Origin of the sequence: Corynebacterium sp. LaCa54, assembly GCF_046717495.1 — a bacterium.
Lineage (GTDB): Bacteria > Actinomycetota > Actinomycetes > Mycobacteriales > Mycobacteriaceae > Corynebacterium > Corynebacterium kefirresidentii.
On the sequence record NZ_CP177115.1, the window covers coordinates 768,440 to 785,558 of the forward strand.

At 58.3% G+C, this 17,119-nt stretch carries 13 protein-coding genes; 6 read left to right on the forward strand and 7 right to left on the reverse strand.

The features are described 5' to 3' along the window. The first annotated feature begins 22 nt into the window (after nucleotides 1-22). Together ACLI1M_RS03870 and ACLI1M_RS03875 are read left to right on the forward strand one after the other, a co-directional pair. A complete protein-coding gene (locus ACLI1M_RS03870) occupies nucleotides 23-1,831 on the forward strand; it encodes an ABC-F family ATP-binding cassette domain-containing protein (RefSeq protein ID WP_248099114.1) in 1,809 nt (602 codons plus the stop codon). Then, on the forward strand, nucleotides 1,798-3,531 hold the full coding sequence (locus tag ACLI1M_RS03875) for an alpha/beta-hydrolase family protein (protein ID WP_239207989.1): 1,734 nt from the start codon (nucleotides 1,798-1,800) through the stop codon (nucleotides 3,529-3,531). Before ACLI1M_RS03870 ends, ACLI1M_RS03875 begins: the two co-directional genes overlap by 34 nt. A gap of 4 nt (nucleotides 3,532-3,535) precedes the next feature. On the opposite strand, the gene ACLI1M_RS03880 is transcribed toward ACLI1M_RS03875, so the two are convergent. Continuing rightward, nucleotides 3,536-4,450, reverse strand: coding sequence for an AEC family transporter (locus tag ACLI1M_RS03880; RefSeq protein ID WP_239207990.1), 915 nt, complete (start codon nucleotides 4,448-4,450; stop codon nucleotides 3,536-3,538). A 167-nt stretch (nucleotides 4,451-4,617) separates the two neighbouring features. Here ACLI1M_RS03880 and ACLI1M_RS03885 point away from each other — a divergent pair, with 167 nt between their 5' ends. Both ACLI1M_RS03885 and ACLI1M_RS03890 read left to right on the forward strand, forming a co-directional pair. Then, nucleotides 4,618-5,208 (forward strand): hypothetical protein, encoded by a 591-nt coding sequence (locus ACLI1M_RS03885; RefSeq protein ID WP_200287916.1) that lies wholly within the window; start codon nucleotides 4,618-4,620, stop codon nucleotides 5,206-5,208. 86 nt (nucleotides 5,209-5,294) lie between these two features. Next, nucleotides 5,295-5,618: a putative quinol monooxygenase gene (locus ACLI1M_RS03890; protein WP_023021947.1), complete on the forward strand. Its 324-nt coding sequence runs from the start codon at nucleotides 5,295-5,297 to the stop codon at nucleotides 5,616-5,618. Between the two features lie 184 nt (nucleotides 5,619-5,802). Here the strand turns inward: ACLI1M_RS03890 and ACLI1M_RS03895 are convergent, their stop codons facing one another. Then, entirely contained in the window at nucleotides 5,803-9,495 is a 3,693-nt protein-coding gene (locus ACLI1M_RS03895) for an acyltransferase family protein (RefSeq protein ID WP_200287914.1), read from the reverse strand. Between the two features lie 120 nt (nucleotides 9,496-9,615). Beyond that, a complete protein-coding gene (locus tag ACLI1M_RS03900; protein WP_411706663.1) occupies nucleotides 9,616-10,413 on the reverse strand; it encodes an HAD family hydrolase in 798 nt (265 codons plus the stop codon). A 68-nt stretch (nucleotides 10,414-10,481) separates the two neighbouring features. Here ACLI1M_RS03900 and ACLI1M_RS03905 point away from each other — a divergent pair, with 68 nt between their 5' ends. After that, nucleotides 10,482-11,525, forward strand: coding sequence for a 3-hydroxyisobutyryl-CoA hydrolase (locus ACLI1M_RS03905; protein ID WP_411706664.1), 1,044 nt, complete (start codon nucleotides 10,482-10,484; stop codon nucleotides 11,523-11,525). Here ACLI1M_RS03905 and ACLI1M_RS03910 read toward each other — a convergent pair. The 3 genes from ACLI1M_RS03910 to ACLI1M_RS03920 are packed head-to-tail and all read right to left on the reverse strand — an operon-like array spanning nucleotide 11,502 to nucleotide 15,690. Further along, the gene (locus tag ACLI1M_RS03910) at nucleotides 11,502-12,677 is read right to left on the reverse strand and encodes a DUF6882 domain-containing protein (RefSeq protein WP_411706665.1); all 1,176 of its coding nucleotides are present in this window, start codon (nucleotides 12,675-12,677) and stop codon (nucleotides 11,502-11,504) included. The two genes, ACLI1M_RS03905 and ACLI1M_RS03910, sit on opposite strands and share 24 nt — an antisense overlap. A 42-nt stretch (nucleotides 12,678-12,719) precedes the next feature. Next, complete coding sequence (locus tag ACLI1M_RS03915; protein ID WP_411706666.1) at nucleotides 12,720-13,319, reverse strand: TetR/AcrR family transcriptional regulator; 600 nt, start codon at nucleotides 13,317-13,319, stop codon at nucleotides 12,720-12,722. Then, nucleotides 13,312-15,690 carry an MMPL family transporter gene (locus ACLI1M_RS03920; RefSeq protein WP_411706667.1) on the reverse strand — a complete coding sequence of 793 codons (2,379 nt, stop codon included), beginning with the start codon at nucleotides 15,688-15,690 and terminating at the stop codon, nucleotides 13,312-13,314. Before ACLI1M_RS03920 ends, ACLI1M_RS03915 begins: the two co-directional genes overlap by 8 nt. Before the next feature lie 231 nt (nucleotides 15,691-15,921). Here ACLI1M_RS03920 and ACLI1M_RS03925 point away from each other — a divergent pair, with 231 nt between their 5' ends. Next, a complete protein-coding gene (locus ACLI1M_RS03925) occupies nucleotides 15,922-16,575 on the forward strand; it encodes a hypothetical protein (protein WP_200287906.1) in 654 nt (217 codons plus the stop codon). Here ACLI1M_RS03925 and ACLI1M_RS03930 read toward each other — a convergent pair. Next, entirely contained in the window at nucleotides 16,572-17,111 is a 540-nt protein-coding gene (locus ACLI1M_RS03930; protein WP_411706668.1) for a gamma carbonic anhydrase family protein, read from the reverse strand. The genes ACLI1M_RS03925 and ACLI1M_RS03930 overlap by 4 nt on opposite strands. Nucleotides 17,112-17,119 lie beyond the last annotated feature (8 nt).

Here is a 17,119-nt window from a genome sequence, read left to right on the forward strand (position 1 = left end):
GGTATTAAGATGGACACTCGTTATGGCAAACCTGATTAACCTCGAGCAAGTCAGCAAAACTTATGGATTAAAAACCCTTTTAGACGGGGTGTCCCTAGGTGTGCAAAGCGGCGATCGCATCGGCATCGTCGGCGTTAATGGCGGTGGCAAAACCACCTTGCTGGAGGTACTTACCGGCATCGAACCACCCGATGCCGGCCGCGTATCCCATACCTCTGATCTACGCATGGCCGTGGTCACCCAGCGCTTCGATCTACCCGATGAACTGACCATCGCCCAAGTCATTATCGAACCCCTCGAACTGGAAACCTATGAGTGGGCATCCAATGCCAAGGTGCGCGATGTCTTGGGCGGCCTGGGCATTGTGGATTTGGGATTGGATACCCCAGTTGGCTCACTCTCCGGTGGCGAGCGCCGCCGCGTGAACCTAGCCGCCGCGCTGGTACAGGACTTGGATCTCGTGGTGCTCGATGAGCCCACCAACCACCTTGACGTGGAGGGAGTGCAGTGGCTCGCAGATCACCTCCTTAAGCGCAACTTGGCCGTAGTCGTGGTCACCCACGATCGCTGGTTCCTCGACACCGTAGCCACGTGGACCTGGGAAGTCCACGATGGCGTGGTTGATACCTACGAGGGCGGCTACAACGATTGGACCTTCGCCCGCGCCGAGCGCGCCCGCCAGGCCGATGCCATGGAACAGCGACGCAAGAACCTCGCCCGCAAAGAGCTGGCATGGTTGCGTCGTGGCGCGCCTGCCCGCACGTCCAAGCCGCGCTACCGGATTGAAGCTGCCGAGGCGCTCATCGCAGACGTGCCGGAGCCGCGCAATAAGGTCGAGCTCATGGCCTTTTCTAAGCAGCGCCAAGGTCGCGTGGTCATCGAGCTTGAGGATGCCACCGTGAAGTCCCCAGACGGTCGCACCTTGGCGGATCACCTTACCTGGCGCCTAGCCCCCGGCGAGCGCATTGGTTTGGTAGGCGTCAATGGCTCCGGTAAGACCACGCTGCTGCGCACCCTGGCCGGCGAATACGAGCTGGCGGCCGGCAAGCGCATCGAGGGCCAAACCGTGCGCCTTGGCTGGTTGCGCCAAGAGCTCGATGGCTTGGATCCGCAGCGTCGGCTTATCGACGCCGTCGAGGACGTTGCCACCTATGTCCAGCTCGGCAAAAAGGAACTTTCTGCCTCCCAACTTGCTGAGCGCCTAGGGTTTTCCGCCAAGCGCCAGCGCACCCCGGTGGGGGATCTCTCCGGCGGCGAGCGCCGCCGCTTGCAGCTCACCCGCGTACTGATGGCCGAGCCCAATGTGCTGTTGCTCGATGAGCCCACCAACGACCTCGACATCGATACCCTACAGGAACTGGAGTCTCTCCTTGACTCTTGGCCGGGCACGATGGTGGTTATCTCGCACGATCGCTACCTCATTGAGCGCATCGCGGACAATACCTATGCGCTCTTTGGTGATGGCAAACTCACCAACCTTCCCGGCGGCATCGATGAGTACCTGCGCAAGCGCGCCGCACTTGAGGCGCAACACAACTCCGGCGTGCTCAACTTGGGCGAAAGGAAGCCAGACAGCTCTGCTCCTAAGCCGGAAAAGAAGCTCTCTTCCCAGCAAGAACGTGAAATCACCAAGAAAATGAACGCGCTGGAGCGCAAGATGCACAAGCTCGAGAAGGCGGCCGCGCAGATTAATGAGAAGATGGCGACTGCCGCGGAAAAGGTCGACACTCAAGCCTTGACCGAGCTAGACGGAGAACTAAAGGACAACCGTAGCGCCTACGAGGAACTGGAGATGGAATGGCTAGAGTTGGGGGAGAAGCTCGAAGGGTAGAAGCCCGCATCGCCGATATCGTCGGCCACCTTGACCTGTGGGGCATTATCGGCGCTGCGGCGCTTTTTACCCTAGGCCTTACCCCATCCCTCCTGCCGCGTGACTGGCTCTACCAAGGGCTGGTCTCCGGCATTGCCGCAGGACTTGGTTATACGCTGGGTGTTGCCCTCAAACACGTGTGGTACCGCCTCGTAGTGCGTTATGCGGCACCACGGTATTCCTGGCTCGATGCCACCACGTGGCCGCCCCGGCGCTACCGCCTTGCTTCTCGCATCGCCACCGGAGTTTTTGTGCTGTGGATGGTGGGCTTTGCGGTCTTCGCCGTGCGCTGGCAGCGTCAACTTGCAGATGCCCTAGCCGCCCCAGCGCCGACCATTGCCAGCTATCTTCTTGTGGTTCCGCTCGCTCTTGCAGTATTCACTGCTTTCCTTTTTATTCTGCGCGTGCTGCGCTTTTGCGTGCGTTGGCTCTCCAGCCACTTTCCCCACCGCTTTCGCGCCGCCTACCGCGTCGTGGGTGCGGTGCTCATCGTTGCCCTAGTGGGCACGTATACCGTGGAAAACCTCATCCCTGGCGCCATCGTTGGCGTGGGCGAGAGGATCTTTACCGCTCAAAACGCCGACCCCGATCCCGCCATGAAGCGGCCTATGTCCGCAGAGCGCAGTGGTTCCCCGCAGTCCCGTGTGGACTGGAACGGCGTGGGCCTGCAGGGCTCGCGTTTCCTTTCTTCCGGTGCGCACCGCGCGGAATTGGAGAAGGTAAGCGGAAAGCCTGCCAAGGAACCCATCCGCGCCTATGCCGGATTGGGCAATCGTGACTCGAATGAGGAGCGAGCGCAGCTGCTCATCGACGAACTCGAGCGCACCCACGCCCAAGACCGCAAAGCCCTGCTTCTCATTATGACCACCGGTACGGGCTGGGTGTCTTCCTATTCTGCTCAAGCCTTCGAACTACTCTACGGTGGCGATACCGCCATTGCGGCTGCCCAATACTCCGCTATGCCTTCCGCCCTGCACTTCCTATCGGGCGGTGGCCAGGTAGAGCGCGCCGGGGAAGAGTTCATCAACCCCATCGTGGACTGGTGGAACGGTCTGCCAGAACGCAAGCGCCCGAAGCTCTACTTATACGGCGAATCCTTGGGTACTACGGGCATCGAAGCAGCGTTTTCTGGAGTGCGTGATATTGCCAATTCTGTGGACGGAATCCTCCTTACCGGCCCGCCGCACTTCAATCGCCTGCGCACGCAATTTGTGGAAAGGCGTGATCCCGGATCCTCCGAAATTTCCCCCGAATACGCCGGGGGCCTCGTGGTGCGTTTTGCTAACGATGACGCGCAGGTACGCCAGTGGGGACCGGTGCCGGAAGAAGAGTGGGGACGCACCCGCATGCTCTATATCCAACATCCCTCGGACCCAGTGGCCTGGTGGTCTCCACAGATGGCTTTCAAAGAGCCGGATTGGATGCGCGAACGGACGCCGTATTCTGCCGAGCGCGTGATGCGATGGATGCCCATCATCTCCTCTCTCCAAGTGGCGGCCGATCTGCCCGGTGCAAAAGACGTTTCCGATGGGCACGGTCACAACTATGGAGCATCGGTACTTGATGGCTTTGCCGCCATCGCAGGTCCAGACGTGGCAGGAGCCATCGACCCCGATGAGCTACAGCACGAATTCGCCGCGCTCGACGTCGGCGTTTACTAGGTGTTTAGCCAAACAGGGCCGCGATCGCCAACATCGCCGGCAGCGAGAGGAAGGTCGTGAGAAAAACCGTATCCCGGGCTACGGTTTCTCCTACCTCATAGGTGGCGGCATAGTTGTACACGTTCTGTGCCGTGGGCAAGGCAGCCAGAATTAACGCAGCATACAACTCCGCGCCGTCAAGACCTAGCGCTGCACCAACGGCCAGCGCGATAGCGGGCATTCCCACCAACTTCAATACCGTCGCGGTAATGGTGGGCAGGCGGTCTTCCTCCAGCAGCGCGTCGCCCTTTAAAGAGGCACCAAAGCTCATGAGAATCATGGGGATAGAGGCGCCGCCCAGAATCTCCAGTGGCTTCATTATTACTTCCGGTACCTGCCACCTTGCCGCGGAGACTATGAATCCCGCCACCGCTGCCAACACTACGGGCGCGGTAACCCCTGAGACTACGGAGCGCCATATAGATTGCAGGCTTGTACCCTGCGCATTGAGCCCCGCGATGATAAACGGAGAAAGCACCGCCATTTGCAGAACTAAGGCCGGGATAGCATACGTGGCATCACCAATGACATAGGTAGCGATGGGCAGACCGATATTGACTGAGTTGTAATAGCTTGCCGCTGCGGCACCGGCCATGGTTTCGGCACCGCTGCGGGAAAAGAATAGCTGGCTACACAGCCAATACAACGCAATGGTGGCGATGGATGCAGCAGCTATAACAGCCACCACTGGGGACACGAAGGCAGAGGTATCGGATTTAGCCACGCTGGAGAAAATGAGTGCCGGCGTGGCCGCCCAAAAGGCCGTTCGATTGAATTGCAATCGTGCCTCGCCTTTGCCAATAACGCCCCTGTGCGCCAGCACAAATCCCACACCGATGACTACGAAAATGATTGCAAAACCGGTCAATACGTCCAGCAACAGTCAACAACCTTTCGCAGTACTAAAGAAAAATTCGCTGTGGGCAATTGTCCCATTATCTCTGTCGGTCATAAGACACGGGGGACCATAACAAAGTTGTATCGAAATGCCTGAGCACCACGGAAACGCCTTCCACACTGCTTGTGCTTTATGGCACGGTGGAGGGCATGAAGCTTTCTCACCGCGCAATCGTAGCCACCGTATCCACCGCTCTTGTCGTCACCGGTACTTCCACCGTGGCCTCTGCTCAGCCGGCCTTGCCGCCACAGATCCAGCAGGCTTCTTCGCAGGCTCAGCAGCTTTCTTCTGATCCTTTCGCCGCTTTAGAAGATTTCCGCCTCACCCTGCCGCCGCAGGCCTATGAGCTGGCTGAGAAGTACAATATCCCGCTGCCAGAATTCCTCGCCAAACCGGTGGGCCAGGCGCCCAAGGTTGCCGGCCAGCTAGGCGCCGCCACCACCGCCCACCTCGAAAAGGCTGGGCACCATAAAGATGCGCGTGCAGCGGCTATCGCCCAGGAATGGGCCAATCAAGGTGCTGCCGGCAAGCTTGAGTACAAGGGCGGCATTGCTCACGGTTTGAATCACAAGGACGAGGGCCAGGGCACAGTTCGTCGCCTTAGCGAACAGCAGGCGCAAGATCGCCTGAACTGGTTCAACCGCGATGTCCCGGTCAACGCTGCTCCCCAGCACGGCTTTGGCGTGGCAACCGCCTACGACGGGACCTACATCTATGTTGCGGAGTTCTTCCTCAACTAAACTTTTCCCCAAGCCTCGATTCCGCCGCGTTCTTAGCATTCATCTGCAACGATGACGAAGCCGCACGGCGCCGGTAGAATCGGGGCATGATTTTGATCAACGTACAGTTCCACGTCAAGCCCGAATACGCAGAGACCTTCCTCGATGAAATCAACTGGTACACCGAGGCCTGCAATGCAGAGCCGGGCTGCATCGACTTCAAGTGGTTCCGCGATCCAGAAGATCGTCAGCGTTTCTTGCTTCTGGAGTCCTACGCCGACGGCAAGGATGTCGAGCACGTCCAGAGCGAGCACTTCCAGCGCTCGACCGAGGAGTTCCCGAAGTACCTCGTGGAAACCCCAGACATCATTAACGTCCATATTGACGGCCGCACCGGCTGGGACAAGATGGGCGAATTTTCCGTCGACTAATCCTAAAGAGAAAAGGCTCGTCCTCTACCACGTGGTAGAAGACGAGCCTTTTCCTTTAGCTCACTACCCTTCGCGCTCACTGTGGTCGTTGCTATCCGTGGAGCACGAGCCCTCCGTGAGCGCGAAGGGCGGGGGAGGGGCTAGGCGCTTGCCGACGCCGTTACCTCCCCATATTGCCTTTGCCTTACTGCGGCACGCACTGCGAGGACACGGTCTTGTCGTATTTCGAGTACTGCTGCAGAGCATCGTAGAATGCGTCCGAGTACTCGCCGGTGCGCTCTGGCATTGGGTGAACACCATCGGAATAGAGGATTGCGGGGTCGCTCTGAGCGTGTCCGCACCAGTCAGCGACGTATACATTGTCGTATTCTTTGGCTGCGTCGAGGACATCCTGCTGGGACTGGGACATCCATTCACGGTCACCATAGGGTACAGCCATGACAACGGTGCGGTCTTTGCCGATGATATCGAGAGCTTCCTTGATCTGATCCGGGAAGGCAGGGCCATTGGTACCGAACCCGAGGAAGACGGTATCGCGCAGCTTTCCGGAATCCTTGAGCTGCTGCAGAATCTGAATGCCTGCAGTGTAGTGGCGGGATACGTCTGCGTCGACGTAAATCTGCGGGAAGCGTTGTTTGAGGGCGCCGCTAGAAGCCAGCATCACTGAGTCACCGATGGCGGTAATGTCCTTGCCCTGCGGCATGGGGCGGGTCTTCGTATTCTTCGAGTCATCCTTGTCGGCGTCGCCCGCGACAGGCGGCTGCGGGGCAGCATCATTAGGTTGAGCCGGAGCATTGTTGCTGCTCTGGTTCTGCTGCTGAAGCTGCTCTAATTGCTGCTCCAACTCGGTCTTATCGCTGGAGTTAATTACGCCGTAGACTACCCCGGCCACCGAGGCGATGACGAGGAACGGGACTACCGGCCACATGGTTTTGCCAAATCCGTCGCGCAATTCGCTAAAACCTGGGCGGGACGACCAGTAGGTGTTCCATGTCTTCTTATAGCCGCCGCGGCGGAAAGGATTCTCAATGAACTGGTAGGAAATCTCGGACAGTAGCAGCGAAATAGGTACGGCCACCAGGCCCAGAATCCACGATTTATCGGAATTCTGGTTGCCCTCGAAAAGCGCCTTGAGCATCATGATGACCGGCCAATGCCAGAGATATAGCGAAAAGGACCGCTGACCAAACCAGCGCATGACCTTGGTCCTAAATAGCGGGGTCATAGGACCGTATTCGCGGACCACGCCCCACACCATAAGGACACCGAGCACGCTGGTGAGGAAGAGCCCACCGCGGTAGGTGAACTCCGCGTCATCCGGCATGAGGAATAGCTGCGCACCGTAGCCGATGAGAGCCAAAGTGCCGATGACTCCAGCGATGCGGGATTCAGCCTTGCCCGCCGCGGCCCAAGAATCGGCCTGTGGATTCGATTGGGTAGAAGTCATCAGGAGAGACAGCACGGCGCCAGTGAGCAGGCCAAAAGCGTGGGTGTCTGTGCCGTAGTAGACACGCGTCGGGTCCTCACCGGGCACGAAGATAAGCGCCATGGCCACGGCGGATCCGAGGGCTAAAAGCGTGGACACGAGGATAGGAAGTCGGCGCGGCTTATGGCGAGAAATGAGGAAAATGCCCGTGATAAGGAGCGGCCAAATTACATAGAACTGCTCTTCCACGGCCAGCGACCAATAGTGGGCAAAGACCTGAATCTCATTGTCCGCGAAGTAGGACTGGGAGGTCGCAATCTGTGTCCAGTTATTGACAAAGAACAAAGTGCCCAAGAACTGTTGGCGCAAGCCCACCGCTAAGTCCCCGCCGATCCATGCCACCAGTGCGGTGCACATGACGAGAACTGATACTGCGGCTGGGAGGATACGCCGGAATCGTCGCACCCAGAAGTCCTTCAAGCTAATCCTGCCGGAGGTACGGAATTCACGCACCAGCAACGAGGTGATGAGGAATCCGGAAAGGACGAAAAAGAGGTCAACGCCCAAGTAACCTCCGGGAAGGAGGGCAGGGAAGAAGTGATAGAGCACCACGGCAATGACCGCGAGGCCGCGCAGTCCGTCAAGCCCCTTGACCTGGCGGAGGCGGGCATGGCGCTTCTTCTTGACTACCTTGCTCTCCGGCGGTGTCGCCAGCGCCTCAGGGTCCTTGGTCTGTTTTTGAAGCGGATATTTGGACTTGCCTTCTGACTGCCCAGCCGGAGCCTTCTGAGGTGCAGGTTTATTCGCAGCCGCTGGTGCCTGCGTCGCCACAGCTTGGGCCTTTTTCTTATCGGACGCTGGTTGCTGTGACTGGGGCGACTGCGCGTTTTCGCGCTTCTTCTCTGCGGCGGTAGCGGCTACCGCACCCGAGCCCGCGATGGCACCCTCAGCCGCGGACTTGCCTGCCTTGGCAGATGCTCCCTTAGAAGCAGCTTGGGGCTTTACCTGCTTCGGCTGAGGCTGTTCAGGCTGTTGCTTATCCTTTGACTTCTGGGCAGCGCGTGCTGGATTTTGCTGAGCCGGGGTGGGAGTGCCTACCTGTTGTGACTTTCGGGCCAATCCGCGGCTGATATCGTTTGGCTTTACCTGTGGACGCAGCTTTGTAGCCTTCTTGGCCTTGCCCTGTGGCATAGACTCCTTGGGCCGTGGCTGCTGTCCCTGCGGCTGCTGCTTGTGGAGGTTGGTTTGTGAAGGGCTGCCTTGCTGAGGCTTTGCTGGCGCTGCCTTCTCCTCCTTGGCGGCGGATTTATTCTGAGCCGGCTTAGTTTGCTTTTGGGGAGCGTTCGCTGCGCCCTTTGGGGTGTTTTCCTGTGGCTTTGGGGCAGTGGTGCCCTTCTTCGGCGCTGGGGCGTTCGATGATGCTGCTGGGGCAGACTTCTGCTGTGGTGCCGTAGGCGTGCGCGATGAACTTTTGCCTTGAGATGGCTGGGAACGATTAGAAGGCTGAGCCTTCTTCTTAGGTGATGATGGCTGTGGCTTGGACTGTTCCTTTGTCGGGTGTGTCTGTACGCGTTTCTGTGGGCCTGGCTTGTGCGTTTGCTGTTTACTTGGGGACGGTTTGGTGGTGGCAGGCTTGGGCTGTTGCGGATGGGATTTTTGTTGTGCGGCCGGTTTAGAAACCGTCTTTGCTTCAGTTGCGGACGAGCGCGGTGCCGCCGCTTTCTGGGAAGCCTTTTTTGCGCTAGGCGGAGTGGATGGCTTGGGAGGCTGCGCTGGCTTTTGCGTGGCAGGCCGAGCCTGCTGTGAGGGCCTTCCGGTCTCTTGCCGAGAAGGCTTTGCGGCAGGTTTAGGGGAAGCACCACGGGCAGAGTCGTCTTTTGAGGCGGCCTGGGTAGGCGGGGTACTAAAATTCGCACCGCGGCGTGGACGCTGAACCGGCTCATGTGCGTTGCGCTGTGGCTTCTTTTCCGGCGCGCGCGATTCTGCCTGCTTCTTTGTAGCTGCTTTAGGAGAAACCCCTGGCGCGTCTTGCTTGGCGCCGGCAGGCTTAGGCGCAGACTTTTGAGTGGCAGGCTTGGCCTTTGGCTCCTTGGCTGCAGGTGTCTGCGCGGACCGCTTAACCTGTTGCGGTTGAGCGGAATTGGTCTGAGAAGCGTGCGGTTTCGCGGTGCTGGGGCGGGGGGTGCCCTCAGCCGCGGGTTTGGCCTCGGGGGCCTTTGTAGGCTTCTCCTTGGCTTGGTCCTTGGACTTGCCTTGCGGCGTCGTGGGCTTTGCACCGGTGGTGGACTCGGTGTTGTCTGATTTTTGGGGCGCGGAGGCCTTGTTCTCAGAAGGGCGAGATGTACTGGTGGAGCCAGCTTTGGGCTTTACTGCCTGATAGACCGATGGGCGTGGTTCATCTGAACGCCCAGGTTTCTTCTTGCCCAGCAGTGAGCGCAAAATCTGCTTCACAAAAACTCCCAAAGCACTACGTATATTTTCTAAACGGACTATTTTAGCCTGCGTACGAGGTTTTCTCCCATGAGGGTGAAGTAAAGAAGCGGCACGCGGGCCGGAGGCGAAAATTCGATTCTAGGACTCTTCGCTGTCAAAAAGCTGACGCAGGACTGTCATGACACCAAATTCGGTATTGGGTGGGGCTATGAGATCGGCGATTGCTTTTAATTTTGGGTGCGCATTTTCCATTGCGATAGCAGTGCCGGCCTCGCAGAGGAGCTCATAGTCATTAAGGAAATCGCCAAAGGCAGCGGTGCGAGACATGGGAACCGCGAGGAGCTTGGCCATGGTGTGCAGCGCTTCGCCTTTATTGACGCCCGCGGCCATGACGTCGAGCCAGACGGCGCCGGAAATGGCGATATTGTGCTCCGGAACGGCCGCGAGGAGAGGCTGGTGGAGGTGCTTTTCGCTGCCGTCGGCGCAGTAAGCCGCGATCTTGATGATGTCCGCATCGAGTAGGGCATCGAGGTCATCTACCCATTCCACTGACCTGTAGTATTTGGAAATTTCTGCGCGGGCCTGCTCATCGGCACCCTTGTGGACAAAGGCGGTATCTGGGGTACACAGCACTACGGTATGCGCGGCGTCGACAGTGCGGAGAGCGGAAACGGCGGCGCGCACTGCCGTGGTGGGCAGGGTAGTGGCGCTAATGACCCGATTATCGTGCACGACGACAGAGCCATTTTCTGCAATGAAGGTATCTTCATGCGGAAACATTTCTTGCAGGGTGACAAGCTGGCGGCCCGAGGCGGGTACAAGGGTGACGCCGAGCTGGCGGGCGCGGGTGCTGATCGCGGAAAAATCTGGTGGAAGCTGGCCGTTGCCGTCCAGTAGGGTGCCGTCCATATCCAGGGCGATGAGCTGTGGGAGCAAAATCCGAACCTATCTGTGAATCAATCAATGGTGGCTAAGGGGGTGAGCTGTGTGTCACACTAGGGGGTATGACCAACGCTTCACCCATCGTGTCCTCAATCCGTAACCATACCGGAGTGATTGAACTCAACCGTCCCAAGGCTCTCAATTCCCTCACCCCGGAGATGGTAGAACTCATCGCGGCGTCGCTAGCGCAGTGGCGTGAAAACGATGAGGTGGAGCAGGTGCTTTTTCTCTCGGCCAGCCCAAAGGCATATTGCGCCGGTGGTGATGTCCGCTATGCCCGCGAAGGGGTCCTGGAAGGAAAATTAGGCGAAGTCGACACGTTCTTTGCGGATGAATACACCTTAAACGGCGATATCGCGGAGTATCCCAAGCCAGTTATCGCGCTCATCGATGGCATCGCTATGGGAGGTGGCCTGGGTATCTCCGCCCATGGATCCCATCGAGTAGTTACGGATAAGACCTTTGCTTCTATGCCAGAGATGAATATCGGCTACGTCACCGACGTAGGCATGGCCTATGCCGCCCAGCGCGCGGTGGGAACGCGCGGAAAAGCCTCGCCCGAGCTAGCGAAGTTCTGGGGTATCACCGGGTATCGCATGTACGCCGCAGACCTCCTGTGGAGCGGGTTAGCCACTCACTACGTGGCAGACGCAGAGGCTTTTGCTCACGCGGTAATTGAGCAGGGCATGGCCGCAGCGCTAGCCCAGCACGCCACCGAACCCGCGGGTGAGCCCGCTCTGGCTGAGCTTATTGATTCCATCGAAGACGCCTTCTCCCACGAGACCTGGCAGGACGTTACCGCGGCTTTGGATAGCTACCCCGAGCTTAAGCAGCAGGTAGAGAAGTTGACTGCACAGGCGTGCCCTACCTCTATTATCGCGGCCATGGAGCTCTTCCGTGCCGAGCAGGAGTGCAGCAGCGTGCGCGAGGCCTTGGAGATGGAGACCAATTTGGGCGCCTTTATGTATCGGCGGGCGGACTTCGCCGAGGGAGTGCGTGCGGTCTTGGTAGACAAAACCAACGATGCAGCGTTTGAGCCAGCTGCGCTTGACGACGTCGACGTGGACGCCATCCGCAGCGCCCTACACGTCCACCCCGCGAAATGACGCGTAGGCGGCGCGGGCACGACCGGCATCGATCCAATCGGGAGGGCTAACTTCTAACGTTGCCGCTGTGGCTGTGGGCGTAGGCTTGGGCAAGTGCAGCTCCGGCGCATCGAGGAGGACGAGGCCCACGCGGCCGTCGGAAAGCGTAGTGCCAGCCAGCGTCCAGATGCCAAGGATAGGCAAAGCCAGGTGGGGCAGTTGTTGCCTGCGTGCTAGCTGGAGCGGAAGGTGTGGGCGAACCAACTCGGGGACGACCTCGTTCATGCCAAAGCGTGCCAAACTGCCTGCCCACCGGGCGGCCGCAGAGTCCTTAAGCGAAGGATCGGCCCAAGCCCAGGTGAATTCCTCAGCGGATATGGTGGCTATAAGCACCGCCTTCGCCGCAAACTGCCCACCGCGATAGGACACGGTAGCGGTGGCCTTGTCTACATCGAGGTCAATTGTGGCGGCGGGGAAACGGCCCTGGAAATAGAGTTGGTTCTCCACACCGAGATAAAAGGCATCCTCGAGGATGCTGGTGGCGCTAAAACCCGGGGTGATGCTGGAAATCTTGTGCACGCCGTGGTCGGCTGGTTCGAAACACACCGTGGTGCCATCGGAAAAATGCACGTACGGCTCTTCCTCGGTGGAGTCCATGTCCAAGTAACGAGCAAGGGTGAGGGTAGGGGCCTTTTCATCCTCGTCCGCTCTGCTGTGCCGCAGGCCGTGCAGCAGGGCCTGGCGAAACTCCAGGCGAGGGTGAAAATCTACCGCAACGATAGCCACGTGCTCACCCTGCTGGGCGCGAAGTATCGGCATATTGCCCACGATGAGGGAAGCTAAAGCAATCATGCTTTCAGGGTCTCTCGTCATCGAGATACTCTGTGGCAAATCAGCACAATTCTCGGTGGCCGTGGTGGTCCAGTGCCAGGTGTCGGCAGAAATGACGGCTAGCCGCACGCCACGGAAATCAGAAACCTGCTGCGTGGAACTTATCCTCGCCTCCACTAGCTGATCGGTGACAAAATCGCCTTTACCATCCGTGGAGGGGCCGAGGAAATTAAATTCCACGTCGGTCGCCTTCCCAATGCGGTCTTGAAATGCGGCATTAACGCCCGCCTGAATGAAGCGGGCGTTATGCGCGGTGCTCGATATAGGGGCTTTCTTATCCATAACTACTGCCGAGCATACGGATTAAAGCGCCCATTAGGCTAGCTAGTCGATGGCGCGCACGGCAGCAAAGGCCGTGCGTACTATCTCATGCTTGGCGTGAGCACTCAGTGATTCTTCGGCCTGGGAGCGGCGGTGGATTTCTTTCATGCTCACCGCGGCGGCGCCCGCACAGGCCTGGAGGATGACCGCGACCTCAAAGCGCGATTTATCCGGAACGCGTTGGTGGAAAGCTTCCAAAACCTGCTCGGATACGACCTGGAATTGTTGGCGCTCTTCGGCGGTATGGCTCAAGTTTTCTAAAGCCTCGCCGATAGTGAAAAGAGAGGTGATGGAATGCAACTCTTTTCCTTCATTTTCGGTGGCATCGAGCGTTACCTGTTCGAAGAATTCAGAAATGGATGAGTTAGGAAAGACGGTGGGCACTTCCTTAGAAAACTCGGCAAGCACATTGGTGCCAAAGGACAACAGCGCATCAGAAACCGAGGAGAAGTAGTTATGGAAGGTGCGCGGGGAAACCCCGACGGCGGCAGTTATGCCTGAAACCGTGGCAGCTTCAGCGCCACCGTCGAGGACGAGGCGCGCTGCCGCATCGGCCATGGCCTGACGAGTAGCTCGCTTCTTTTCTTCGCGCAGACTAGTCACGGTGTGTTTCGCCTACCTTCTCCCGTTGGGTGCGCAAGAGCTCCTCGCGCTCAGAGTGCAAAGCCTCTCCCTCAATATCCATGTTTGGGGTGATCTTATCCAACCAACGTGGGAACCACCATGCCTTCTTATCCAGCACGAACATGGTGGCCGGGATGATCATCATGCGGACCACGAAGGCGTCGATAAGCACGCCAGCAGCCAGGGCAAAGCCCATGGTCTTAATAAACGGCTCATCCATCAAAATGAAGGCGGCGAAGACCGAAATCATGATTAGGGCCGCAGCGGTTACCACGCGGGCGCCATGCTTAAAGCCATTGGAGGTAGCGTTGCCAGCCGTCTTGCCATTGACAAATCCCTCGCGCATGCGGGTGACCAAGAAAACCTGATAGTCCATGGCCAGGCCGAAGGTAAGGCCGATGAGCATGATGGGTAGGAAGGAAAGAAGCGGCTGCGGGTCATCGACGATGCCGAACATACCCTCCTGCCAAATGGCTACGGTGATGCCGAAGGTGGCGGCCATGGAGAGCGCGAAGCCGGCTGCGGCGATAAGCGGCACCCAGATGGAGCGGAAGACCAGCATCAAGACGATAAAGGCCAAGCCCAGCACGATGGCTACATAAGGAATGAGTACGTTATTGAGGCGCTCAGAAATGTCATCGAAGATGGGGGTGATGCCGGTGATGCCGTAGGAGCCACCGGTCTTTTCAAACTCACCCTGGTAATCGCGCAGGTGGTTGAGGGTCTCGGTGGTTTCTTCATCGGTGGCGCCAGTGGTTGGCGTGATCATGATCTGTGCAGCATCACCGTTGTCAGTGGTCTGCACGATCTGGGCGTTTTCTACACCCGAAGTGCCATTGAATTCCTGCAGCAGGTCCTGGAACGCCGGCATGCGATCCTGTTCGGACACGTTAGCTACGTCAACGAAGGCGATCATTGGCGCATTGCGGCCTGGGCCAAAGGCATCTGCCGTAATCTCATAGGCCTCGCGCTGCGGGGTACCCGGCTTCGCGGTGCCATCGGTGGGCATGGCCAAGCGCAGCTGGGCGAATGGTACAGCCAGGATGCCCAGCAAGATGACGCCGGCGATAAGATGCAGCCACGGATGGGCGCGCACACGGCGCACCCAACGCAGACCCATGGTGGGCTTTTCGTCCTCTGGGTCCGGCACCTTGGGGCCGGGGACGCGGCCGGCAAAAATCTTGGTGCCCAAAAGTCCCAGCAGGGCAGGGATAAAGGTATTGGCAACGAGCACTGCGATGATGACCGTTGCTGCCGCGGCGATCGCCATGGTGCCCAGGAACGGAATGCCGATGATGGTCAGAGCGGCCAAGGCAATGACCACGGTGGTGCCGGCGAAGACGACGGAACCGCCCGCGGTACCCAGCGCCATGCCCATGGCGTGAGCACGGGTGGCCTTATCCATCTTCTTGAGCTCTGCGGCTAGTTCCTTAGGCGAAAGATCATTGAGGCCAGAAGAGGTAATGAGCTCATTGCGGAAACGGTTAACAATAAATAGTGCGTAATCGATGCCGACCGCCAAGCCGATCATGGAGGCCAAGGTCGGGGTCATATCGGAAATGGTATCCGTGAATACGGTGGATACCTGCACGCCAAGGATGCCGATGCCCACACCAATGATGGCGGAAATAAGCGGCATGCCGGCGGCGACGAAGGAGCCGAAGGTAATCAGCAGCACGATTGCGGCAACGATAAGGCCGATAATTTCGGCGCTGCCACCCATCTCTTGACCAGCGGAGTTAAAAGCATTGCCCTGGTACTTGACCGTGAGTTCGCCCTCGTCGTACTTGTTCAACACATCCGTTACCGCAGTCATATCCTCTTCCGGGATGTCCATGACAGCATCGGCGTCGAAGGTAATAGTGACGGTACCGGTAGTTTTATCCTCGCTGAGAGGGGAGAGCTGTTGCAGGTTCTTCTTCACCTGCTCCTCCGGCATGTGCTGGGCCTTCATTTTTTCGCCCATTTGCTTTTCCATGCCAGCGGCGGCCATAACCGGGCTGATCAGCTTGTCTTGGTCCTTGAGCGCACTGGTGTCCTTGAGGTCACCGAGGAGGTTATCCACCTCGCCGGCCACCTGCTTATCGGTGAGGTCTTTGCCCTCCGGTGCTTGGATAACCACTGTGCCCTCGGGAGCGCTCATGGCATCGGTGTCTTGGCCAAAGCGTTCCATCATCTTGTCTTGGGTGGTGGTCGAATCCATCTCCGGCATGGAGAAGTTGGGGTTCGGCGACTTGGCAAAGCCGGCGGTTAGGCCCACCATGGCCACCAAGACGATAAGCCAAAAGGCCAGGAAGGGCCATACCTTGCGGTATGACCAACTTCCTAGTCGGTAGAGAAATTTAGACATATGCGTGCTTTCTAGTCGAGTGAACGGGCAATGTTATGCGCGCGGATAAGCGCGGATATGCGATCCGCGAGCAAAGATTGCATTTCATAAGAAACATTGCACAGTCTATGCAAAATTACTGAGTGTACGCAAAGGTACGTGTGGTGCATCATAAATTGAAGCTCTCGAGAGATAAAACATTCAATCTCTGCAGCGTCGGAGATCTCGGCGTGGAGCGGTAGACTATCCGGCATGCTCCATGCCGTTAGTTTCGCCCTTTTGGATTCCGTTAATGCCTTGCTTATTGGCATCCTTGTGGCCATCGGCATCATCTTGCCCCGCGGTAAGTACCGGCGCATCGCCGCATTGGTGGTGGTAGGAGATTGGGTCGGGGTGCTCGTTGCAGCGGCCGTGGTCATGTTTTTGCTGCTTGGGGTAAAAGATCAAATTGAGGCCATTTTGAGCTCGCCCATTGCCGGCTGGGTGCTGGTCGCAGTTGGCATCGCCGTGGCTATCGGATCGTGGCGCTCCAAAGGGAAACCCAACGCCTTGGTCAACCGGCTACTAGAGCCGCTCCGCACGCCGTCGCTGATTACGGCACTCATCGGCTTTGTGATGGGTGTGGTGCAATCACTGACCTCGGTGCCTTTTTATTACGGGCTCATGCACTTGGCCACAGAAGATATCTCTCCAGCAGCACAATATGGAGGCCTAGTGTGGTATGCCAGCCTAGCTCTATCCTTGCCTACCATCTGCGGCCTATTTATCGCTGTGGTGCGCGCACATCCCGATTCGGCGGCGGGCAGGCTTTTTGCCGCTGCCCGTGCCAATAGCACCCAAGTGGCGCTCTTTGGTGGTTACCTCGTGGCGATCTTTCTTATCCTCATGGGCGTATTGTCGCTCTAATCAAAGAGGACTTCATCCAGGCTTAATGGCTCATTAGATTGGCGCTGGGCGCACTCCACGTAGCGCGCCGCATGTGGGATGAAAGCTTCCGACTCCTCTGGGCTGAGTTCGCGGCGGACCTTGGCCGGCACGCCGACGGCGAGGCTGCGCGGCGGGATTTCTGTGCCCTCCAGTACCACGGCACCGGCGGCGATAAGCGAGCCCGCACCTATAGTGCAGCGCGAAAGTAGCGAGGAGGACATCCCAACTAAAGAACCTACCTTCACGTGTGCGGCGTGGACCATTGCCATGTGCCCCACCGTGACATCATCTTCCAGTACGCAGGGGGTATCTTCTTCCACGTGGAAGACACAGTTGTCCTGAATATTGCACCGCGCACCGATCCGAATTTCCCCAACATCACCGCGCAGCACGCTGCCATAAAACACGGAGGATTCCGGGCCGATTTCAACGTCTCCAATGATGGTGGCATTAGGGGCAATCCACGCGCTGCGATGGATGCGTGGCTTCTTTCCAGCAAAGGGCAACAGGAGCATGTGCGGAT